17 protein-coding genes and 3 pseudogenes are annotated in these 21,638 nt (G+C 71.1%); 18 read left to right on the top strand and 2 right to left on the bottom strand.

Translation table 11 applies throughout. From position 1 onward, the window contains the following. The first annotated feature begins 23 nt into the window (after positions 1–23). The 4 genes and pseudogenes from DK389_RS33340 (at position 24) to DK389_RS06205 (ending at position 2,591) form a co-directional block, all read left to right on the top strand. The gene (locus DK389_RS33340; RefSeq protein ID WP_194075165.1) at positions 24–194 is read left to right on the top strand and encodes a hypothetical protein; all 171 of its coding nucleotides are present in this window, start codon (positions 24–26) and stop codon (positions 192–194) included. After that, positions 194–1,653 (top strand): annotated as a pseudogene (locus tag DK389_RS06215) (APC family permease). Before DK389_RS33340 ends, DK389_RS06215 begins: the two are co-directional and overlap by 1 nt. A gap of 7 nt (positions 1,654–1,660) precedes the next feature. Continuing rightward, entirely contained in the window at positions 1,661–2,341 is a 681-nt protein-coding gene (locus tag DK389_RS06210; RefSeq protein ID WP_109888139.1) for a hypothetical protein, read from the top strand. Continuing rightward, positions 2,316–2,591, top strand: coding sequence for a hypothetical protein (locus tag DK389_RS06205; RefSeq protein WP_109888137.1), 276 nt, complete (start codon positions 2,316–2,318; stop codon positions 2,589–2,591). Before DK389_RS06210 ends, DK389_RS06205 begins: the two co-directional genes overlap by 26 nt. A 255-nt stretch (positions 2,592–2,846) precedes the next feature. On the opposite strand, the pseudogene DK389_RS06200 reads toward DK389_RS06205, so the two are convergent. Beyond that, positions 2,847–3,832, bottom strand: a pseudogene (locus DK389_RS06200) (GlxA family transcriptional regulator). A 104-nt stretch (positions 3,833–3,936) separates the two neighbouring features. Between DK389_RS06200 and DK389_RS06195 the strand changes: the two are divergent. From DK389_RS06195 to DK389_RS06180, 4 genes are read left to right on the top strand one after another with little or no spacing between them, the layout of a single operon-like run. Next, positions 3,937–5,187, top strand: coding sequence for a sarcosine oxidase subunit beta family protein (locus tag DK389_RS06195; protein WP_109888135.1), 1,251 nt, complete (start codon positions 3,937–3,939; stop codon positions 5,185–5,187). Positions 5,188–5,199: 12 nt separating this feature from the next. Further along, the gene (locus DK389_RS06190; protein ID WP_109888133.1) at positions 5,200–5,487 is read left to right on the top strand and encodes a sarcosine oxidase subunit delta; all 288 of its coding nucleotides are present in this window, start codon (positions 5,200–5,202) and stop codon (positions 5,485–5,487) included. A gap of 11 nt (positions 5,488–5,498) precedes the next feature. Next, the gene (locus DK389_RS06185; protein ID WP_418292044.1) at positions 5,499–8,522 is read left to right on the top strand and encodes a sarcosine oxidase subunit alpha family protein; all 3,024 of its coding nucleotides are present in this window, start codon (positions 5,499–5,501) and stop codon (positions 8,520–8,522) included. Next, positions 8,515–9,129 carry a sarcosine oxidase subunit gamma gene (locus DK389_RS06180; protein WP_109888129.1) on the top strand — a complete coding sequence of 205 codons (615 nt, stop codon included), beginning with the start codon at positions 8,515–8,517 and terminating at the stop codon, positions 9,127–9,129. Before DK389_RS06185 ends, DK389_RS06180 begins: the two co-directional genes overlap by 8 nt. 12 nt (positions 9,130–9,141) lie before the next feature. Here the strand turns inward: DK389_RS06180 and DK389_RS06175 are convergent, their stop codons facing one another. Next, positions 9,142–9,747 (bottom strand): helix-turn-helix domain-containing protein, encoded by a 606-nt coding sequence (locus DK389_RS06175; RefSeq protein ID WP_109888128.1) that lies wholly within the window; start codon positions 9,745–9,747, stop codon positions 9,142–9,144. A gap of 198 nt (positions 9,748–9,945) precedes the next feature. Here DK389_RS06175 and DK389_RS06170 point away from each other — a divergent pair. The 10 genes and pseudogenes from DK389_RS06170 (at position 9,946) to DK389_RS06125 (ending at position 21,583) form a co-directional block, all read left to right on the top strand. Beyond that, positions 9,946–10,838 (top strand): annotated as a pseudogene (locus DK389_RS06170) (class II glutamine amidotransferase). Continuing rightward, a complete protein-coding gene (locus DK389_RS06165) occupies positions 10,838–11,527 on the top strand; it encodes a GltB/FmdC/FwdC-like GXGXG domain-containing protein (RefSeq protein ID WP_109888126.1) in 690 nt (229 codons plus the stop codon). The pseudogene DK389_RS06170 and the gene DK389_RS06165 overlap by 1 nt, the downstream one beginning before the upstream one ends. Further along, the gene (locus DK389_RS06160) at positions 11,527–12,873 is read left to right on the top strand and encodes an FMN-binding glutamate synthase family protein (protein WP_109888124.1); all 1,347 of its coding nucleotides are present in this window, start codon (positions 11,527–11,529) and stop codon (positions 12,871–12,873) included. The genes DK389_RS06165 and DK389_RS06160 overlap by 1 nt, the downstream gene beginning before the upstream one ends. Positions 12,874–12,958: 85 nt before the next feature. After that, positions 12,959–14,257, top strand: a complete 1,299-nt coding sequence (gene glnT / locus DK389_RS06155; RefSeq protein ID WP_109888123.1) for a type III glutamate--ammonia ligase — start codon at positions 12,959–12,961, stop codon at positions 14,255–14,257. 79 nt (positions 14,258–14,336) lie between these two features. After that, the gene (locus tag DK389_RS06150; protein ID WP_236960660.1) at positions 14,337–14,819 is read left to right on the top strand and encodes a DUF3617 domain-containing protein; all 483 of its coding nucleotides are present in this window, start codon (positions 14,337–14,339) and stop codon (positions 14,817–14,819) included. Then, on the top strand, positions 14,819–15,898 hold the full coding sequence (locus tag DK389_RS06145) for a histone deacetylase family protein (RefSeq protein WP_109888121.1): 1,080 nt from the start codon (positions 14,819–14,821) through the stop codon (positions 15,896–15,898). The genes DK389_RS06150 and DK389_RS06145 overlap by 1 nt, the downstream gene beginning before the upstream one ends. A gap of 829 nt (positions 15,899–16,727) precedes the next feature. Then, positions 16,728–17,381 carry a DUF2778 domain-containing protein gene (locus DK389_RS06140; RefSeq protein WP_418292011.1) on the top strand — a complete coding sequence of 218 codons (654 nt, stop codon included), beginning with the start codon at positions 16,728–16,730 and terminating at the stop codon, positions 17,379–17,381. A 145-nt stretch (positions 17,382–17,526) separates the two neighbouring features. Beyond that, on the top strand, positions 17,527–18,507 hold the full coding sequence (locus DK389_RS06135) for a hypothetical protein (protein ID WP_109888119.1): 981 nt from the start codon (positions 17,527–17,529) through the stop codon (positions 18,505–18,507). Between the two features lie 719 nt (positions 18,508–19,226). Then, positions 19,227–20,921: a sensor histidine kinase gene (locus DK389_RS06130; protein ID WP_109888117.1), complete on the top strand. Its 1,695-nt coding sequence runs from the start codon at positions 19,227–19,229 to the stop codon at positions 20,919–20,921. Then, positions 20,918–21,583 (top strand): response regulator, encoded by a 666-nt coding sequence (locus DK389_RS06125; RefSeq protein ID WP_162560526.1) that lies wholly within the window; start codon positions 20,918–20,920, stop codon positions 21,581–21,583. Before DK389_RS06130 ends, DK389_RS06125 begins: the two co-directional genes overlap by 4 nt. Positions 21,584–21,638: the final 55 nt, after the last annotated feature.

The raw sequence follows: 21,638 nt of genomic DNA, 5'->3' as shown, positions 1-21,638 counted from the left end.
CTGCAACCCGCGAGGACTCGGTCATGGTCATGATCATGAACTGGAGCGCCTGGGCGATCGCCTGCGCGCTCGCACTCTGGATGGGCTTCGACCTCGTGCGAACCAACAGGGCTTTCGGCGAGGATTACCTGCTCTCCTCGGAGGAGGGCGAGATCGTCGATTCCGACACCGGCGAGACGGCAGCGAGGTCGTGATGCAGAACGTTCAGCTGGCGCCGTCCCCCGGCGCGCGCCCCGGCGGCGAGCCGCTGCTCGACGCCGCCCCCGCCGCGGTGCAGGCGGCCCCGCAGAAGAAGATCGCGCTGCTCCGCGTGCTCGGCCCCGGCCACGTCTGGGCGCTCGGCGTCGGCATCGTGCTCGTCGGCGAGTACATGGGCTGGAACTTCGCCGTGGGGAAGGGGGGCCGACCGCCGCGCTCACCGCCTGCTGGCTCGCCGGCATCCTCTACACCTGCGTCGCAATGATCGACTCCGAGATCACCTCGACGGTGGCCGCCGCGGGCGGCCAGTACGCGCAGGCCAAGCACATCATCGGGCCGCTGGCCGCCTTCAACGTCGGCCTCTACCTCGTGATGGCCTACACGATGCTGGAGGTCTCGAACGCTATCGTCACCGGCGACCTCCTCGAGGCGTTCATCACGAATCTCGGGATCCCGGGGACGATCGACAAGCGCGCCTACATGGTCCTCACCATCGTGGCGCTGGCCTTCCTCAATTACCGCGGCGTCCTCGCCTCGCTGACCCTGAACCTCCTGATCACGGCCGCGGCCTTCGCCGCCATCGTGGTGCTGTTCGTGGCGACCCAGCCCTGGGCCCCCGGCGCGGTGCTTCAGCACGAGTCGCTCTTCGTCGGCCTGCCCTACGGCAGCCTCGGCATCCTCGCCGCCATGCATTTCGGCCTGTGGTTCTACCTCGGCATCGAGGGCACGACGCAGGCCGCCGAGGAGGTGCGCTCGCCCGCGCGCGCCCTGCCGCTCGGCACCATGACCGGCATGATGACCCTGCTCATCGCCGCGACCGCCACGTGGTACGTCTGCTCCGGCCTGATGCCCTGGGAGTATCTCGGGCAGGCGGTGACGCCGCTCTACGACGCGGGCCGGCTGACCGGCAGCCGCTGGCTGGAGGTGTTCCTCTTCCTCGGCACCCTGTTCGCCACCGTGGCCTCGGCCAACGGCTGCATCAACGACGCCTCGCGGGCGTGGTTCGCGATGGGCCGCGACCGCTACATGCCCGCCTGGTTCGGCGCCGTGCATCCCCGGTATCACACCCCCTACCGCGCGATCGTCTTCTTCGTGCCCGTCGCGATCCTGTTCGCCGTGTCGACGCCGCTCGACCAGACGATCACCTTCTCGATCCTGTCGGGCCTCCTCGGCTACACGCTGATGGCGCTGTCGATCATCCTGTTCCGCCGCAAATGGCCGCTGGGCTCGATCCAGCGGGGCTACGTCCACCCGCTGCACCCGCTCCCGGCCGTGCTGCTGCTCGTCCTCTGCAGCGTGACGTATCTCGCCGTCTTCCTGGGCTACGGGACGCAGCTCGTCGCGATGATGACCTTCTACATCGGCGCCTCCGCGTGGTTCGTGCTCCACCGTTACAAGTATGTCCGGCGCGGCGACCAGTTCACGATGCACTGGCCGCGGCCGCAGGGCTACTGACGCCGCGATGCTCACCCTCGCCGCCCTCGCCGTGATCCTCCTCGCCGGCTACGCCATCCTCTGGTGCGGCCGTCGGGGCTCGGCGGAGCGGGCCGCGATGCTGCGTCCCTGCGCCTCCCTCCTCGCCGAGCCGGCCCAGTGGCAGGATCTCTCGGGCTTCGGCACCCTCGACGGGCTGTTCGAGGGCGTTCCGGTCTCGATCCGCCTCATCCCGGAGGCGGTGGCGTTCCGGCGGCTGCCCCAGCTCTGGCTCAGCGTGTCCGTGCATGTCCCGACCGGGCAGCCCGCGACGCTCGACGTCCTGCGCCGGGTGGCAGGGGCGGAATTCTACGCCCCGGCGGCCGAGCTGCCCCGGCGCTTCCCCGTCCCCGAGGGCTGGCCGGGCGACGCCTACCTGCGCGGATCGCGGGATGCCGCCGCCCTGGTCGACCGGACCGGCGCGCTCTTCGCCCGCCTCCTCGCCGATCCGCGCGTGAAGGAATCCCTCGTCACGCCGCGGGGCCTGCGCATCGTCTCCCAGCTCTGCGAGGGGGAGCGCGGCGCCTACCTGCTCCTGCGCGAGAGCCGGTTTCCGGTGAGGCAGGTCGAGCCCGAGACCCTGCGCCCGCACCTCGCCCGCGCGACCGGTCTCGCCCGTCACCTGATCCACGAAGGAGTGGCCGATGAGCCCGGCAGCCGCGCCGCCTAACCCGCGCCTCGTCCTCCTCGCCGCGATCGTCCTGCCCGGCATGGGCCACGTGCTCGCCGGCCGGCCGCAGCGGGGCCTCGGCTTCGCCTTCTTCACGCTGATCGGCGCCTGGCTCACGACGAAGTTCGCCGCGCCCGACGCCGACGCGATCGCCCGGCACGCGGCGGGCCTGTTCGTCTGGGCCCTGTCGATCCCCGACGCCTACCGGAGCGCGCGCCTGCGCGCCCGCCTCTCGGCCCGGGAAGGCTGAACGAGGCTGCGTCGGCGTCCGGAGCGCGAGTTCCCTCTCCCGTTCGGGAGGGGGACAGGGTGAGGGGTGCGACGTGTCCGCAGACGGCGCAGGCCGCTTCGCAACATCCGGATCCGTGAGGTCCCTCACCCGGTCCGCGTCCCGCGGACTCGACCTCTCCCGACACGGGAGAGGATGGACACCGCGGCGCCGAAGATGGGCGCCCATGCAAGCCCGGGCCGGACAGCCGCCCCCGCATGATCCCGGCGGACAGCCTCATCCCGCCCGCTCGCGCCGGCGCCGCTCGGCCCGGGACAGCTCGTCCGCGCTGGCGAAGCCGGTGGCCGCGGCGATCTCGGAGGCCACGAGCGCGCTCTCGCGGCGGAGCTGATGCGCCCGGTCGAGGCGCAGGTCGAGGTAGTGCCGGTGCAGGCCCCGGCCGAGGAGATCCCGGAACAGCCGCTCGAGCTGGCGCACCGAGACGCGGGCGAGGTCGGCCAGGGCCTCGCGGGTCAGCGGCGCCTCGAGCTGCGCCTCCATTGCCGCGAGCACCCGCAGCAGGCGCGGATCGCGCACCCCGAAGCGCTGGCGCAGATCCATCCGCTGCGGGCTCAGGCCCTCGCGGATCTGATTGTGCAGGAACCAGTCGCTCACCCCCGCCGCGAGGCCCGGCCCGTGGTCGAGCTCGATCAGGTGCAGCATCAGGTCGAGCGCCGCGATGCCCCCGGAGCAGGTGACCCGCTCGCCCTCGATCTCGAAGAGCGAGCGCACCACGTCGATGCCCGGATAGCGCTCCTCGAAGGCCGGTACGTGCTCCCAGTGCAGCGTGCAGCGGCGCCCGTCGAGGAGGCCGGCGCGCGCCAGGAGGTAGGGCCCGCCCGAGATCCCTCCGATCGTCACCCCCCGCCGGGCGAGGTCGCGCAGCCACGCGAACAGGGCCGGGTCCTCGAACCCCGCCGGGTTGCCGCCCGCGCAGACGAAGACCCGGTCGGCCGCCGTCACGCTGCCGACCGCGACGTCGGTGAGGATGGCGACGCCGTTCGAGGCCCGCACCGCGCCGCCGCCCGGGCCGCGTGCCACCATTGGTAGAGCGGGCAGCCCGACAGGGTGTTGGCCGCCCGCAGCGGCTCGACCGCGGCGCTGTAGGCCATCAGCGGAAAGTCCGGCACCAGGATGAAGCCGACCTTCAACGGGGCAGGGGGCTCGACCCGCGGCGCCTTGCGACCGGGCCGGGCGCGGACGGATTCGGGTGGGCTGCTCATTTCTGCGCGATCTGCCGGAAATGTGTCGCGGATTGCAAGCCTGCCCCCTCCGCCGTGGGGTATCAAGTGGGGAAAGACGATCACGACCGGCGACGGGGAACTCCATGCGCTACTCTGTCCTGAGCGTTCTCGGCCAAGCGTTCCGCGGCCAGAGGGACTGGAAGCCGCAGTGGCGGGACGTGGCGCCCCGCACCGAGTACGACGTCGTCATCGTGGGCGGCGGCGGCCATGGGCTGGCCACCGCCTATTACCTCGCCAAGGAGCACGGCATCACCAACGTCGCCGTGCTGGAGAAGAGCCACGTCGGCTCCGGCAATGTCGGCCGCAACACCACCATCGTGCGCTCGAACTACGGACTTGCCGGCAACATCCCGTTCTACGAGCATTCGATGAAGCTCTGGGAGGGGCTGGAGCAGGACATCAACTACAACGCGATGGTCAGCCAGCGCGGCGTGCTGAACCTGTTCCACTCGGATGCCCAGCGCGACGCCTACGCGCGCCGCGGCAACGCCATGCGCCTGGCCGGCGTCGACGGCGAGCTCCTCGACCGCGAGGGCGTGCGGGCGATGGTGCCCTTCATCGATTTCGACAACGCGCGCTTCCCCGTGAAGGGCGGCCTGCTGCAGCGGCGCGGCGGCACCGTGCGCCACGACGCCGTGGCCTGGGGCTACGCCCGCGCCGCGGACGAGCGCGGCGTCGACATCGTGCAGAATTGCGCGGTGACGGGCATCGCCCGCGAGAACGGGCGCGTCACCGGCGTCGAGACCAGCCGCGGCTTCATCCGGGCGAAGAAGGTCGCCATCTCGGTGGCCGGCTCCTCCTCTCTGCTCGCCGCGATGGTCGACATGCGCCTGCCGATCGAGAGCCACGTGCTGCAGGCCTTCGTCAGCGAGGGCGTGAAGCCCCTCATCGACTGCGTGATGACCTTCGGCGCCGGGCACTTCTACGTCAGCCAGTCGGACAAGGGCGGCCTCGTCTTCGGCGGCGACATCGACGGCTACAATTCCTACGCGAGCCGCGGCAATCTGGCGACCATCGAGGACGTGATGGAGGGCGGCATGGCCCTCTGGCCGGGGCTCGGCCGCCTGCGCCTGCTGCGCCACTGGGGCGGCATCATGGACATGTCGATGGACGGCAGCCCGATCATCGACCGGACGGATATCTGCGGCCTCTACCTCAACGCGGGCTGGTGCTACGGCGGCTTCAAGGCGACGCCGGCGGCCGGCTTCTGCTTCGCCCACACCATCGCCCGGGACGAGCCCCACCCGGTGAGCGCCGCCTACCGCCTCGACCGTTTCGCGACCGGCCATCTCATCGACGAGAAGGGCATGGGCGCACAGCCGAACCTGCACTGAGGAGCCAATCCGATGCGCATCCGATGCCCTCATTGCGGCGAGCGCGACAACGGCGAGTTCAGCTATCTCGGCGACGCCGCGCCCGTCCGCCCGGACGGGATGGAAGCCGAGGCCGGCGCCATGCACGACTACGTGTACCTGCGCGACAACCGGGCCGGCGAGATCCGCGAGCTCTGGTATCACGGCGCCGGCTGCCGGAGCTGGCTCATCGTGACCCGCGACACCCGCACCCACGCGATCAGCGACGTCTCGCCCGCCCGCGACGTCGCCCTGGCCCGCCGCAGGGGAGACGCCGCATGAGCGCGATCATCATGTCCCGGTCCCAAACGGTGATCGCTCGCGGCACGAACGGTGATCGCACCGGGCCGTTCCGCACCGCCGCCGGCGGCCTCGTCGACCGGCGCCGCCCCCTCGATTTCAGCTTCGACGGACGCACCTACACCGGCCTCCAGGGCGACACCCTGGCCTCGGCGCTGCTCGCCAACGGCGTGCGCCTCGTCGGCCGCTCCTTCAAGTACCACCGCCCCCGCGGCATCCTCTCGGCGGGCTCCGAGGAGCCGAACGCCCTGGTCGAGCTGCGCTCCGGCGCCCGGTGCGAGCCCAACACCCGCGCCACCGTGGCCGAGCTCTACCAGGGGCTGGAGGCCCAGAGCCAGAACCGCTGGCCGTCGCTGGCGCTCGACGCGCTCTCGGTCAACGCCCTCCTGAGCCCGGTCTTCGCGGCGGGCTTCTACTACAAGACCTTCATGTGGCCGGCCTCCTTCTGGGAGAAGCTCTACGAGCCGATGATCCGGCGCGCGGCGGGCCTCGGCCGGGCGGCGGCGGAGCCCGACCCGGACCATTACGACAAGGTTCACGCCCATTGCGACGTGCTGGTGATCGGCGGCGGCCCGGCCGGCCTCGCGGCGGCGCTCTCGGCCGGCCGCACGGGCGCCCGCGTCATCCTCGTCGACGAGGATTTCGCCCCCGGCGGCCGGCTTCTCGCCGAGCGGCGCGAGATCGGGGGACGCTCCGGGGTGACCTGGGCCGAGAACGCACTTTCCGAGCTGCAGAGCCTGCCCGAGGTCACGCTGCTTCCCCGCACCACCCTGTTCGGCGTCTACGATCACGGCGCCTACGGAGCGGTGGAGCGGGTGAGCGACCATCTCGCGGTCCCGGCGGCCCACGCCCCGCGCCAGCGCCTCTGGCGCATCACGGCGCGCCGCGCCGTACTGGCGGCCGGCGCCATCGAGCGCCCGCACGTCTTCGGCGGCAACGACCGGCCGGGCGTCATGCTGGCCGGCGCCGTGCGGACCTACCTCAACCGCTACGGCGTCCTGCCGGGCCGCCGCGTCGCCGTCTTCACCTCCGGCGACGACGGCTGGCGCACGGTCGCCGACGTCGCGGCCGCAGGCGGTCAGGTCGTGGCCGTCGTCGACACCCGCGCGAGCGTGCCGCCCGAGCTTCGGCGCGGCGCCGAGGCGGTGGGCGCGCGGGTGATCGCGGGCGGCTACGTCGCCGGCACCAAGGGACATCTCGCTCTGAAGGCGATCGAGGTCGTCGACGCCCACGGCAGCCACGAGACCATCGCCTGCGACTGCCTCGCCATGGCGAACGGCTGGAACCCCGTCGTCCACCTCGATTCGCACCTCTCCCGCCGTCCGGTCTGGTCGGAGGAAATCCACGCCTTCGTGCCGGGGGCGCTGCCCTGCGGCATGGTCGCGGCCGGCGCGGCGGCGGGCCGCCTGACGCTCGGCGAATGCCTGGAGACCGGCGCGCGCGCTGGCGCCGAGGCAGCCACCGCCTGCGGCTTTGCCGCGGCGGCTCCCGAGACCCCGAGAACGGACCCCGAGAGCATCGTGCACGCCCCGCTCTGGCGGGTGCCGCGGCCGAAGGGCAAGGCCTTCGTCGATTTCCAGAACGACGTGGCGGCCTCCGACGTCGAGCTCGCGCATCGGGAGGGCTTCCGGGCGGTGGAGCACCTGAAGCGCTACACGACCCTCGGCATGGCCACCGACCAGGGCAAGACCTCGAACCTCGCCGGCCTCAGCATCATGGCCGAGCTGACGGGGCAGGCGATCCCGAGCGTCGGCACCACCGTGTTCCGCCCGCCCTTCACGCCGGTGGCGATCGGTGCCTTCGCCGGCCACCACCGCGGCAAGGAGTTCCGGGCCACCCGCCACGTGCCCTCCCACGCCTGGTGCGAGGAGCAGGGCGCGGTCTTCGTCGAGACCGGATTGTGGCTGCGCCCCGCCTACTTCCCGCGAGCCGGTGAGACCGACTGGCTCGAGACCGTCATCCGCGAGGTGAACACGGTGCGGGCCAACGTCGGCCTCTGCGACGTGACGACCCTCGGCAAGATCGACATCCAGGGCCCGGACGCGCTCGCCTTCATCGAGCGGGTCTGCGCCAACCCGTTCGGGACGCTGCCCGTGGGCAAGGCCCGCTACGCCGTAGTCCTGCGCGAGGACGGGCTCGTCATGGACGACGGCACCGTCGCGCGGATGGGCGACACCCACTACGTGATGACCGCTTCGACCGCGAACGCCGCGAAGGTGATGCAGCACCTCGAATTCTGCCGCCAGTGGCTCTGGCCCGAACTCGACGTGCAGATCGTCTCGGTCAGCGAGCAATGGGCGCAGTACGCGATCGCCGGTCCCCGCGCCCGCGATACCCTGCGGGGCGTCGTTGATCCGGGCTTCGACATCGGCAACGAGGCCTTCCCGTTCCTGGCCTGCGCCGAGATCACCGTCGGCGGCGGCATCCCGGCCCGGCTGTTCCGCATTTCGTTCTCGGGCGAGCTCGCCTACGAGCTGGCGGTTCCGGCCGCCTACGGCGACGCCGCCTGGCGGGCGCTGATGGCGGCGGGCGCGCCCCACGGCATCACCGCCTACGGCTCGGAGGCGCTCTCGGTGATGCGCATCGAGAAGGGGCACGCGGCCGGCGCCGAGATCAACGGCCAGACGACCGCGCGCGACCTCGGCCTCGGCGGCATGCTCGCCAAGAAGAAGGACTATGTCGGGCGCCTGATGAAGGAGCGCCCGGCCATGACCGACCCGGAGCGGCCGATCCTCGTCGGCTTCCGCCCCGTCGATCGGAGCGAGCGTCTGCGTGCGGGCGCGCACTTCCTCGCTGTCGGCGCGAGCCCGAGCCTGGAGGCGGACGAGGGCTACATGACCTCGGTGGCCTTCTCGCCGTCGCTGAACCACTGGGTCGGCATCGGCCTGATCCGGCGCGGGCCGGAACGGCACGGCGAGCGCGTGCGGGCCTACGACCCTGTCCGGGGGGCCGACGTCCTGGTCGAGATCTGCTCGCCCGTCTTCGTGGACCCGAACGAGGAGAAGCTGCGTGTCTGAGCTGATGACGAGCGCATGGGCGCCCCGCGGCGCCTGGACCGGCTACGCGCAGGCGGGCCGGCACGGCCGCCTGCAGGGCGAGGCTGGAATTCGCCTGACGCTCCGCGAGGGCTTTGGGCTGGCCACTCTCATCGCGGGCGACGGTCAGGAGGAGGCGCTCGGCGCGATCCTCTCCGAGCGCTACGGCTGGAACCTGCCCGAGCCGGGCGCGACCGCGCTCTCGGGCGAGCGCGGTCTCGTTTGGTCGGGGCCGGGCCAGTGGCTCGCCGTGGCCGAGTCGGGCGAGGCCCTGCGTCGGCTGCCGGAGGCGCTTCGGGACGTCGCGGCGGTGACGGACCAGAGCGACGCGCGGGCGATCGTGCGGGTGTCCGGGCCGCGGGCGCGGGCCGCGCTCGCCAAGGGCGTGACGGTCGACCTGCATCCGCGCGCCTTCGGGCCGGGGCGGACGGCGGTGACGAGCATCGCTCATATCGGGGCGCAGCTCTGGCAGGTGGATGCGGTCCCGAGCTACGACGTGGCGGTGGCGCGCAGCTTCGCGGGCAGCTTCTGGTCCTGGCTGACCGACGCCGCGGCCGAGTTCGGTTACGAGGTGCGCGCGGGCGCGTAGGTTCCTCCGCGCTCACACCCGCGGATAGGCGATGATCGACAGGTAGGTCATCGGCGTCTTCAGGAGCTTGGCCGGCCCGTGCAGGGCCTGCGGGTCGAACAGGAGCGCGTCACCCGGCTTCAGGTGATAGTCCTGGTCGGCGTGCCGGTAGCTGACCTCGCCAGTCAGCATGTAGATGAACTCGATGCCGCCGTGGCGGAAGCCCGTATAGGGCTCCGCATCCTCCTCGAGCGTGATCAGGTAGGGCTCGACCACCATCTCGCCCCGCAATCCCGCGCCGAGAAGCTCGTAGATGTGGCCGACCTTGGTGCCGCGCCGCTCGATCACGACGCCCTGGCCGCGCTTCACGTAGGAGCAGTCGCGGCTCTCCTCGAAAGCGGAGAACAGGGCGGTGATCGGCACGTTGAGCGCGCTCGCCACCGCGTTGATCGAGGCCAGCGAGGGCGAGATCTGGCCGTTCTCCATCTTCGAGATCATGCCCGGCGAAATGCCGGCGGCCGCCCCGAGATCGGCGACCGAGAGGTCGCGCTCGCGCCGGAGCATCCGGATCTGATGGCCGATCGCGCGCTCGAGGGTCCGCGGATTCTCGCTCGGGGCGTTCGAGGCCGTGTTCAGCATTCTCTGTCGTTCGCCTCGTGGCTGGGGCCGGATCGGCCCGCATCATGCCTCACCCGTTGCGCGTGCACCACTCGCCGACCGACGCATTCCCCTGCGCCGCGTGTTTCTTGTGAAGAAAAAATCGTTACCACCGGTTGACGCGATCGCGCTCCTGTGCGAGCAATTCTCAACGAACCTGATGAGGCGAGGAACGAGGCCATGTGTGGGATCGTCGGGCTGTTTCTGAAGAAGCCGGAGCTTGAACCGCAGCTCGGCACTCTGCTGGCCAAGATGCTCGAGACGATGACGGGGCGCGGGCCCGACAGCGCGGGCTTCGCGGTCTACGGCTCGGACGCCGCGGGCGTGAAGCTGACCCTGCGCGGGCCCGATCAGGCGGCGCTCGGCGGGCGGTCTCCGGCCTCGAGGAGGTCTTCAAGCGCTCCTTCGACAAGACCGAGCGCGACACCCACACCGTCCTGTCCGTGCCGGCCGAGCGCGAGGAGCAGATCCGGACCTGGCTCAAGGGCAACGCGCCGGGCATCGACGTCGTCAGCGCCGGCCGCCGCATGGAGATCTACAAGGAGGTCGGCCTGCCGGCGTCCGTCGCCGAGCGCTTCGACCTCGCCGGCATGGCCGGCAGCCACGGCATCGGCCATACCCGCATGGCTACCGAGAGCGCGGTCACCACCAATGGCGCCCACCCGTTCTCCACCGGCACCGACGAGTGCCTCGTGCACAACGGCTCGCTCTCGAACCACAACGACATGCGCCGGCGCCTCGAGCGCGAGGGCCTCACCTTCGCCACCAAGAACGACACCGAGGTCGCCGCCGGCTACCTGAGCTGGCGCATGCGCGAGGGTGCCTCGCTCAAGGAGGCGCTGGAATCGAGCCTGACCGACCTCGACGGCTTCTTCACCTTCGTCGTCGGCACCGAGACCGGCTTCGCGGTCGTGCGCGACCCGATCGCCTGCAAGCCCGCCGTCATGGCGGAGACGGACGATTACGTCGCCTTCGGGTCCGAATACCGCGCCCTCGTCGGCCTGCCGGGCATCGACAAGGCCCGAGTCTTCGAGCCGGAGCCCGCCAAGGTCTATGCCTGGGAGCGCCACTGATGCCGACCTTCGACCTGAACCGCTCGGCCCTGCGCGAGCTGAACCAAGCGCTGCACGCCCTGCGCGCCGACACCAACGAGACCCACTGGACCGTCAGCGGCCCGGATGGGCGCCACGCCGTCGCTGCGGGCCTCGATGCGCCGGTCACCGTCGAGATCGAGGGTAACGTCGGCTATTACTGCGCGGGGATGAACAAGCTCGCGTGCGTGATCATCAACGGCAATGCCGGCGTCGGCGTCGCCGAGAACATGATCTCGGGCTTCGTCCACGTGCGAGGCGATGCCAGCCAGTCGGCCGGCGCGACCGCGCATGGCGGCCTCCTCGTCATCGACGGCAACGCGGGCGCGCGCTGCGGCATCTCGATGAAGGGCATCGACATCGTGGTGAAGGGCTCGATCGGCCACATGTCGGCCTTCATGGCCCAGGCCGGCACCCTCACCGTGCTGGGGGACGCCGGCGAGGCGCTCGGCGACTCGCTCTACGAGGCCCGCCTGTTCGTGCGCGGCTCCGTGAAGAGCCTCGGGGCGGATTGCGTCGAGAAGGAAATGCGCGACGAGCACCGCGAGCAGCTCTACGCCAAGCTGAAGCTGGCCGGCCTCGCGGGCGAGGTCGATCCGTCCGAGTTCCGTCGCTACGGCTCGGCCCGCAGCCTGTACCACTTCCACGTCGACAACGCCGGAGCCTACTGATGGCCGAGCATTCGAAGGACCCGCGCGCCACCCCGCGCACCAAGCCGCGCTTCTCGGCGACCTTCACGCCCGACGTGATGTCCGAGATCCGCCGTGCGGCCGCCACCGGCATCTACGACATCCGCGGTGCGGGCGCGAAGCGCCAGCTGCCGCATTTCGACGACCTCCTGTTCCTCGGCGCCTCGATCAGCCGCTACCCGCTGGAGGGCTACCGCGAGCGCTGCGGCACGGAGGTGGTGCTCGGCTCCCGCTTCGCGAAGAAGCCGATCGAGCTGAAGACGCCGGTGACGATCGCCGGCATGAGCTTCGGCTCGCTCTCGGCGAATGCCAAGGAGGCGCTCGGCCGCGGCGCGACGCTGGCCGGCACCTCGACCACCACGGGCGACGGCGGCATGACGCCGGAGGAGCGCGGGCACTCGCAGAAGCTCGTCTACCAGTACCTGCCGTCGCGCTACGGCATGAACCCGGACGACCTGCGCAAGGCCGACGCGATCGAGGTGGTCATCGGGCAGGGCGCCAAGCCCGGCGGCGGCGGCATGCTGCTCGGCCAGAAGATCACCGAGCGCGTGGCCGGCATGCGCTGCCTGCCGCCGGGCGTCGACCAGCGCTCGGCCTGCCGCCATCCGGACTGGACCGGCCCGGACGACCTCGAGATCAAGATCGAGGAGCTGCGCGAGATCACCGACTGGGAGAAGCCGATCTACGTGAAGGTCGGCGCCTCGCGGCCCTATTACGACACCGCGCTCGCCGCGAAGTCGGGCGCCGACGTGGTGGTGCTCGACGGCATGCAGGGCGGCACGGCCGCGACGCAGGACGTGTTCATCGAGCATGTCGGCATCCCGACGCTTGCCGCGATTCGCCCGGCCGTGCAGGCGTTGCAGGATCTCGGCCTGCACCGGAAGGTGCAGCTCGTGGTCTCGGGCGGCATCCGCTCGGGCGCCGATGTCGCCAAGGTGCTGGCGCTCGGCGCCGACGCGGTGGCGATCGGCACCGCCGCCCTGATCGCGCTCGGCGACAACGACCCGCGCTGGGAAGCGGAATACGCGGCGCTCGGCACCACGGCCGGCGCCTACGACGACTGGCACGAGGGCAGGGATCCGGCCGGCATCACCACGCAGGACCCGGAACTGTCGAAGCGCCTCGATCCGGTGCTCGCGGGGCGGCGACTCGCCAATTACCTGGCGGTGATGACGCTCGAAGCCCAGACCATCGCGCGGGCCTGCGGCAAGAGCCACCTCCACAACCTCGAACCGGAGGATCTGGTGGCGCTCACGATCGAGGCCGCCGCGATGGCGCAGGTGCCGCTCGCCGGCACCGGCTGGATCCCCGGCAAGACGGGCATCTGAACAAGCACGGGCCATCCCCACGCGGGGGTGGCCCATTTTGTTGGTCGATAACAAACAGCCGATCGATCCCTGGGAGGGTTTAGCGATGACGCTCGATCTCGAGACCGCCGCCAAGGAGCGCGGCATCAAGTACTTCCTCGTCTCCTACACGGATCTGTTCGGCACGCAGCGCGCCAAGCTCGTGCCGGCCGCCGCCATCCGGAGCACCTGCAAGAACGGGGCGGGGTTCGCGGGCTTTGCCACCTGGCTCGACATGAGCCCGGCCGACGCCGACCTCCTCGCCGTGCCGGACCCGGACGGGCTGATCCAGCTGCCCTGGAAGCCCGAGGTGGGCTGGCTGCCGGCCGATCTCGTGATGGACGGCAAGCCCGTCGAGCAGGGGCCGCGGAACATCCTGAAGCGCCTGATCAAGGACGCGGCCCGCGACGGCCTGCAGATGAAGACCGGCGTTGAGTGCGAGTTCTTCCTGATCACGCCCTGCGGCTCCGAGCCCGCCGACATGGCCGACAAGCAGATGAAGCCCTGCTACGACCAGTCCGCCCTGATGCGCCGCTACGACGTGATCACCGAGATCTGCGACGCGATGCTCGGCCTCGGCTGGAAGCCCTACCAGAACGACCACGAGGACGCGAACGGCCAGTTCGAGATGAACTGGGACTACGACGACGCGCTGATCACGGCCGACCGGCACGCCTTCTTCAAGTACATGACCCGCTCGATCGCCGAGAAGCACGGCCTGCGAGCGACCTTCATGCCCAAGCCCTTCATGGATCTGACGGGTTCGGGCTGCCACGCCCACGTCTCGGTCTGGCGCGACGGGCGCAACGTGTTCTCGGATGCCTCCGACGAGATCGGCATGTCCGAGGCGGGCTACCACTTCATCGGCGGCCTGATCCACTCGGCGGACGCGCTGGCGGCGATCACCAACCCGTGCGTCAACTCCTACAAGCGCATCAACGCGCCGCGCACCACCTCGGGGGCGACCTGGGCGCCGAACACCGTGACCTACACGGGCAACAACCGGACCCACATGATCCGCATCCCGGACGGCGGGCGCTTCGAGTTCCGGCTCGCGGACGGGGCGGCGAATCCCTACCTCCTGCAGGCCGCGATCCTGGCGGCGGGCCTCGACGGGATGCGCAACCGGCGCGATCCGGGCAAGCGGCTCGACATCAACATGTACACGGACGGTCACACGGTGGAGGGCGTGAAGCAGCTGCCGCTGAACATGCTCGACGCGATGCGGGCCCTCGACCGCTGCGACGTGCTGAACGATGCCTTCGGATCCTTCGTGCCGAGCTACCTCAAGCTCAAGCAGGACGAGTGGAACGCCTATTGCCGCCACCTGACCCAGTGGGAGCGTGACAACACCCTCGACTGCTGAGGAGCCGGATACCGGGGCAAGAAGCGGGTCGCGCAGCGCGGCCCGCCATGCTCTCCTGCGGCGGACAGGGAGATGCCCGGTGCCGCAGGATACCAGCCGGCCAGACGCCATTTGGAACGCGCGGCGTCGCCTCGCGCTCCTCGCGCTGCTGGTCATCGGCCAGCCCGCGCGCGCCGACGAGGCGCTCGAGCCCGGCCGCTACGCGGTCGAGGTGCGGCTCGAACTGCCCCATCTCGACGACATGACCGCCCGGAAGGTCGCCGATCTCTGCCTCGCGGGAGAGGCAGGCGCGCCCAATCCCGGCTTCGCGGTCCTCAGCGACAACAACCCGCTCGCGCACTGCCCGATCAGCAACCTCCGCCGGGACGGCGCCGAGCTGACCTTCGACATCGCCTGCGAGGGGCGCAACGCTGCGAGCGCCAGCGCCCGCTACGTGCTGTCGCCCGGAGCCTTCCGCGGCCGCATTGCCATGCGGATGGGCGGCAAGAACATGACCATGACCGAGGTCCAGGCCGGGCGCCGCACCGGCCCCTGCGCCGGCCCGGCGCCGGGGGCGCGGTGATGGGCGGGAGGCGGGATGGGGCGAAGGGCGGCGCGGCGGGGCGGCCGGCCGGGTCCGACCTCACCCGCCGCGTCCTGCTGGCCGGCGCGGCGAGCCTCGCCTCGGGGACGGGGCTCGCCGCGCCGGCGGAGCCGGGCCGCACCATGCTCGTCACCCACGCCGCTTTCGCGGCGCACGAGACCGGGCCGAGCCATCCCGAGCGCCCGGCCCGGATGCGCGCGCTCGACGAGGTGCTGGCGGGGCCCTCCTTCGCGGGCCTGCGGCGCGAGGCGGCGCCCCTGCGGGAGGACGCGGAGGCGGCGATCCTGCGCGCTCACGCGCCTGCCCATCTCGCGGCGATCCGCGCGCTGGCGGCGGATCCGGGTGGGCTGCCGGCGCGGATCGGGCCCGACACCGTGGTCTCGGCGGGCACCTGGGAGGCGGCTCTCCGCGCCGTCGGCGCCGGGCTGCGGGCCGTCGATGCCGTGTGCGAGGGGGGCAGCGTCCGCAATGCGTTCTGCCAAGTGCGGCCGCCTGGCCACCACGCCGAGCGGGCGCGGGCGATGGGCTTCTGCCTGTTCGACACGGCCGCCGTCGCAGCGCTCCACGCCCGCGCCCGGCACGGGGCCCGGCGGGTCGCGGTGGTCGATTTCGACGTGCACCACGGCAACGGCACGCAGGACATCTTCTGGTCCGACCCGGATCTGTTCTACGCCTCGACGCATCGGATGCCCTGGTTTCCGGGCACGGGCGCCGCCTCCGAGCGCGGGGTCGGCAACATCTGGAACGCGCCGCTCAAGGAGGGCGACGGCGCCGCGCCGTTCCGGGCGGCGTGGGCGCAGCACCTCCTGCCGGCGCTCGACGCCTTCCGGCCCGACCTGATCGTGGTCTCGGCCGGCTTCGACGCGCACGAGGGCGACCCCCTCGGAGGTCTGCGGCTGCAGGCGGCGGATTTCGGCTGGATCACGGCCGCGATCGCCGAGGTCGCCGAACGGTGCTGCGGCGGCCGGATCGTCTCGCTGCTCGAGGGCGGCTACCGGCTCGACGCTCTGGCGGCGTCGGGCGCAGCCCATGTCCGCGCCCTGCTGGAGGCCGGCTGATCGGCCACCACCCCTGCAGGCGCCCCTTGCGGGCGTCCATCCAGGGCGGCTCCGTCAGCCGGGAACAGGTTGAGACGCACGCCGAGTGAACTCCGCCGAGAGGTTCTCGAGCGTCGTAGATTTCGGCGAGCATCCGCCAATGTAGCGTTTCGTGCGATCGCAGATCGGCCACATGTTCGCCCAAGAATGGCCGAGCCCGGGTGGATGTCTGGCCCCGGATGATGCGGCGCGGACTGACTGCCGATCGTGATGTGCTTGCACCCTGATGTGCAGGCGTGTGACGGCGCGGACGGTTCCTGACGAGCGAGGGCCGGCAGCGCGAACATGGAACATGCTTCTTCGTCATCACGGGAGCCTCTGCACGGCGTCGGTCGCCTCGGCGGCCGGAGCCCGCTTCCCCCCTCACGATGTTGGCGGCCGCGTTCGGTCTCGCGATGGCCGGAAGCGCGTGGCAGCAGAGCCAGCCGCCCGAGGCGCAACGCGCGCCCTTGCTGCTCGCCGCCGCCCCGGCGGAGCCCGTGGAGGAGCAGGCCGTCGAGCCCCTGCCGGTCGCCGTCGATGCTTCGGTCTCGGCATCGGACGAGGCGCAACCGTTTGAGCCCCTGAACGGGCAGGCTCTGGCCCTGTGGCGCGAGGCGCTGCTCGGCGCGCTCGCTGCCCCGGGTCTCGAAGCCTTCGCGCCCGATTACGATGCGCTTCGGCCATTCGCCGCCGGCGATCCGCCGCCGGCGGACGCCGTGACCGGTCAGGACGAGGCCAAGCTCGCGCTGACCGTGCCGCTGCCCATGCCGCGTCCCCGGAACTGCGGCGCCCGACTGGGGCGGAGACGGTGCGCCGAGCCGAGCGCGGCGCCCGCCGCGCGGCGAGTGCCGCTCCGGCCGCACCGACGGAGGACGACCGCAACTTCATCGAGAAGCTGTTCGGGATCGAGCGGCCGCCCGCCTCGGCGACGGCCTACGCCTCGCTCTCGCCCAACCCAGCCGAGTCGCTGGCGCGCCCGCCCGCGCCGCCGAGGCCGACCCCCTCCGGCGGATCGGGCGTCGCCGTCTACGACATCAGCGCGCGCCTCGTGACATTGCCGAACGGCGAGAAGCTGGAGGCGCATTCCGGCCTCGGACCGAGCATGGACGATCCCGCGCACGTGCATATCAAGATGCGCGGCGCCACGCCCCCCGGCACCTACGACCTAACCGAGCGCGAGCAACTCTTCCACGGCGTGCGGGCGATCCGCCTCAACCCGGTCGGCGGCAGCGCGGCGGTGTACGGGCGGGCAGGCCTCCTCGCCCACACCTACATGCTCGGCCCGAGCGGAGCCTCGAACGGCTGCGTCTCGTTCAAGGACTACAACCGGTTCCTGCAATCCTACCTGCGGGGCGAGATCCAGCGCCTCGTCGTGGTGGCGGGCAGCGGCCAGGACCGGCTGCCGAGCCTCGCCGGCCGCGCACGGCCCCAGCGGCTTGCGCGCGTCGGCGACGATTCCTGATCCCGGCGGCGCCCGGCCGGGACACTCATCCGAAAGGTGTACCCACCCTGGCTAAGTCGTAGTTCCGAAAACTTTGCTGTACCCATCCTTGTTCGGGATTGTGGGCCTCGGCGATCGGCAACTGCGAAACGCGTCAGGAGGGCTCATGCGTGCGCTAGTCAGGACCCTCCTGTCCGCGAGTGTCCTCGCGGCTGGTGCCGTGCCCACGGCGGCGATCGGGGCGGAGAGCGCCGGACCGGCGCTCGCAGAGGCGACCGCCGAGCCCCGCGCGGAGGCGCGCGAAGGAATACGCGAAGGGGCGCGCGACGAGACGGTCGCCGAGATCCTCCGGCGGCTGCGGCGCGAGACCGGCCTGCAGGCCGAGCCCACCCGGACGATCGCGGAGACGCCCTCCACCGACGAGGCGCTCTCGGCCCACCAGCGCCGCGTCCAGAAGAAGCTCGACGACGACGAGCGCACCTGGAACCGGATCACCACCTCGATCTGCTCCGCCTGCGGGGTCCCTGGGCGCGGCTCCCGGGCCGCCTCCGTCACGCCCGGCGACGTGCTCGCGCGCCAAGCGCCGGCCGCCGGGGCGCTCGCGCGGGCGAGCGCTTCGGAAGCCACCGGCACGCGCCTCGCCGAGGCGGTACGCCCGCGCCTGCGCTACGCCCGCCTGCGGCGTCAGCTTCTCGGTCAGCCCCGGCTCGCGGAAGCCGGCACCGGCGTCGGGACGGAGGCCGCCGTGGCGGCCCGCTCGGCCGGCGCGCCGCGCCGGCCGGTGGCCTCGGCCGCGCGCAAGCGGCTGCGTTACGCCGCCTACCGGCGGCGGATCCTCGGGCAGCCCCGCGCGGTCGCGGGGATCCGCCGGCGCGTGCGCGCCGCGTGGCTGCGCCCGGGCAGCCTTGCCCGCACCCGCTCCGCGCGCGAGAGGATGCTCCTCGCGCGGCGCCATGAGGCGCGCAACCGCCGCGCGGCGCTGCGCACGCGGCTCGTCGCCTATCTCGACGGCGCTGCGATCGCCAACCGCAGCCGCAACTCCTCGTTGCCGCGCCCGGTCCGCCGCCACGACGCGCTCTGCACCTACGGCTACGGGCCGATCGTCCCCGCGAGCCTCCACCAGACGACCTGCCTGACGGGACCGTGAGCGAGGGCCGCGGCGGGCAACGCCGCCGCATGGTCGGCGCGCCCCGGGCGATGCGCCTCTACCGGGCGGCCTCGCGCGGTGCGCGGCCCGTCTCGCCGGCCATGGGCCGCATCGGATTAGGTTCACTGACCGTCCAGCGGAAACTATTCTTCCACTTTTAGGCAAGTATTGCGCCCTCTGTACTGCGACCTGACGGCCTTTCTGTACCGGTTCGCACCGATTCTGAAATTGGTGTTTCACAAACGTGTAGGATAGTGCACAAAGTCCCTGTTTCGCGTATTCCATACCGATAAAGGTCGAGTTCGCAGTTGCGAGCGAGATCTTTTGAAGAGGGCAACCTGCTCGGAGCTCTAATGAGCAAACAAGACGGGGCGGTTGGGGAGGAAATATGTGCAACCTTCATCGGTGCGCGTCAGCGCAGCAGGGCAGGTCGCGTGTCGACGATTGGCGTGGACTTGTTCCAATAAAGCTCACGGGCTGACGTAAATTCTCAAATGGCGACTCGCGCGACGGATACCGACTCCGATCCGTGCGCCGCTTCCTTCCGGTCGTCCTACCGCGGGACGATCACGCGATGCGCAGATCCTGCGTTCATCACACCGCTCAATCCCTGAGGTCCGCGTCAAAGATGTCCGCGTGGTGCAGCAGACACGCCCCTGTGATCCCGCCCGGATGGAAATCTCACCCACTCCTGCACCCGTCTAGTGGACCGTCATGCTATGACAGATAACTTTGTCATCGGTGACTTCGCGGCATCTGATCCACGGGCGTGGCGTTTCAAGGGTGAGCGCGGCGCGCTGTCCCGGGCGCACTGGCTCCGGCTCGACACACTCCTGTTCGGCCGGCCCGTCCCTCAGGTCGTAGCACTCGCCCGCCTCGCGGTCTCGATGATCGCCCTCACGGCGGTCCACGCGGCTCCGCCGCAGCTCCAGGCTCCGTTCATTCAGAATCTGATGCTCGCCTATGCCGCCTGTGCGGCGGCGGCGGCGGGCGTCTGTGTCGTCACGGCGCCGCCGGTGTGCCTGGCGTATCTCGGCCACGTCCTCGACGTGATCGTCAGCGCCGTGCTGATGTATGGCTGCGACGGTGCGGGCAGCCCGTTCGTCGTGCTGCTCGTCTTCACGCTGCTGTCCTCCGCCGCCCAGTGGGAATGGAGGAGCACGCTCGCCACCGCGATCAGTCTGCTCCTCGCGCAGGCCAGCGTCATCCTGCTCGCGCACGCCATGAGGGGAGCGCCCGTGCGGGGCCTGTTCGAGGATCTGGTGCAGGCGGGTCTGCAGGGCGGGCTTCTGCTCGCCTGCGGCTCGGTCGTCGCGTGCTTCGCGGGCCTGCGCGAGCAGAGCCGGGCCCGCTTCCAGCGTCTCGCGGAGATTTGCGCTGGTCCCGCGCCCGACCCCCGGACGGATTGTCTGAAGGAAGTGATGCGCCGCGCGGCCGATCTCCTCGCGGCCGACCATGTCTCCGTCAGCTTCATCCTGAAGCCGACCCTGCAGGGGACCGTCATCGAGTGCTGCCATGGCGCGGTCCGCTGCAGCGCCTGGCCGGTTGCCGGAGGCGATCCGATGGAGCCGCTCGATCGCGCGCCGCGCACCGCCGGCGAGCGCCGCGCGCACGGCCCGGCCGATCCTGTCATCGAGGCGGCGTTCGATTCCGCGAACTGCTGGGGATGGATCGTCGCGCGCAGGCATCGGGCTTGGTCGCCGGAGGATCGGACGGTCCTCAGGATCCTCGCAGACCGGATCGGCGCCGAGGTCCAGGATCGCGAACGCTGCGCCGCGCTCCAGGCGACGTCCGCGCGGCAGGAGCGGGAGCGGCTCGCGCGCGATCTGCACGACGGCCCCCTCCAGGGAATCGCCGCCGCGAACCTGCAACTGGGGATCATGTCGCAGCAGGTGCCGGAGCACGTCCAGGTGCAGCTCCGCGACACGCGCGACCTCCTCTGCGGCGAGGCCGACCGCATCCGCTCCGCGATCCGCAGCGCGCCCGCATCTCCCGAGCCGATCCGGAAGCTCGTGCGGCTCGTGCGCCTGCTCGACGAGCACGTCGATCAGCTCCGGCGCCTTTGGGCCTGCACGATCCGGCTCGACATAGCGCCGATGCATCTCAGAGCCTCGCGCAGCGACGTCGCGCACCTCGCGAACATGGTCTCGGAAGCCGTGTCGAACGCGGTGAGGCATGGGCGGGCGACCAAAGTGGAGATCTCCGTCCGCCAGACCGACGATCGCCTGATCCTGAGCATCCGTGACAACGGCACCGGATGTCTCGCGACCGAGGGCACCTATCCACACAGCGCGCTCGCCGCCGAGAATCTCGGGCCCCAGACGCTGCGCTCGCGCGCCGAGGCGCTCGGCGGCTCGATCAGCCTCGTGAGCAGCCGGCACGGTACCGCCCTGCACATCGAGTTCGCCACGTGAGCGGCGGCGGCAAGACGACGGTCCTCGTCGCCGACGATCACCCGATCGTCCTGTCCGGCCTGACCATGCTGCTGAAGCAGACGCCCGGCTGCGAGGTGGTCGCGTCCTGCGCGGACGGCGCGTCGGCGCTCCGGAAGATCGAGGAATTCGAGCCGATGGTGGCGTGCCTGGACATCCAGATGCCGCGGCTCAGCGGGCTCGACGTGCTCAAGATGGTGCGGGGACGGGGCCTGCGGACCAGGATCGTGTTTCTGACGGCCTCCCTGGACGAGACGACATCAACCGAGGCAAGCGCGTCCGGGGCTTGGGCCGTCCTCCACAAGGATTGCGCGGCCGATGCCCTGATCGATTGCATCGGCGCCGTCGCGATCGGACGGCGCTGGACGTCGCGTCACGAGCCCCACTGCCCGCTCGCGAACCGCGCCGAACCCGGGCCGCGGCCCTGCACGAGCGCGGCCATCCTGACTCCGCGCGAGCAGGAGATTACCCTTCTCGTGGCGGAGGGATTGTCGAACAAGGACATCGCCCGCACAGCCCGGATCTCGGAAGGCACAGTGAAGATCCACCTCTACAACATCTACCAAAAACTCGGGATATCAAACCGGACATCGCTCGCTTCCTATGCTCATCAAGTGCAAATCAACGGTGCACCTCACAGGTAAGCTCGGCATTCTAGAGGAATGTCTGGCGCCGCTTCCGAACGCTAGTGACGCATGC

Source organism: Methylobacterium durans (assembly GCF_003173715.1).
Classification (GTDB): domain Bacteria; phylum Pseudomonadota; class Alphaproteobacteria; order Rhizobiales; family Beijerinckiaceae; genus Methylobacterium; species Methylobacterium durans.
The sequence above is the reverse complement of the archived record's forward strand: the minus strand, read 5'-3'. Positions and strand labels throughout refer to the sequence as shown.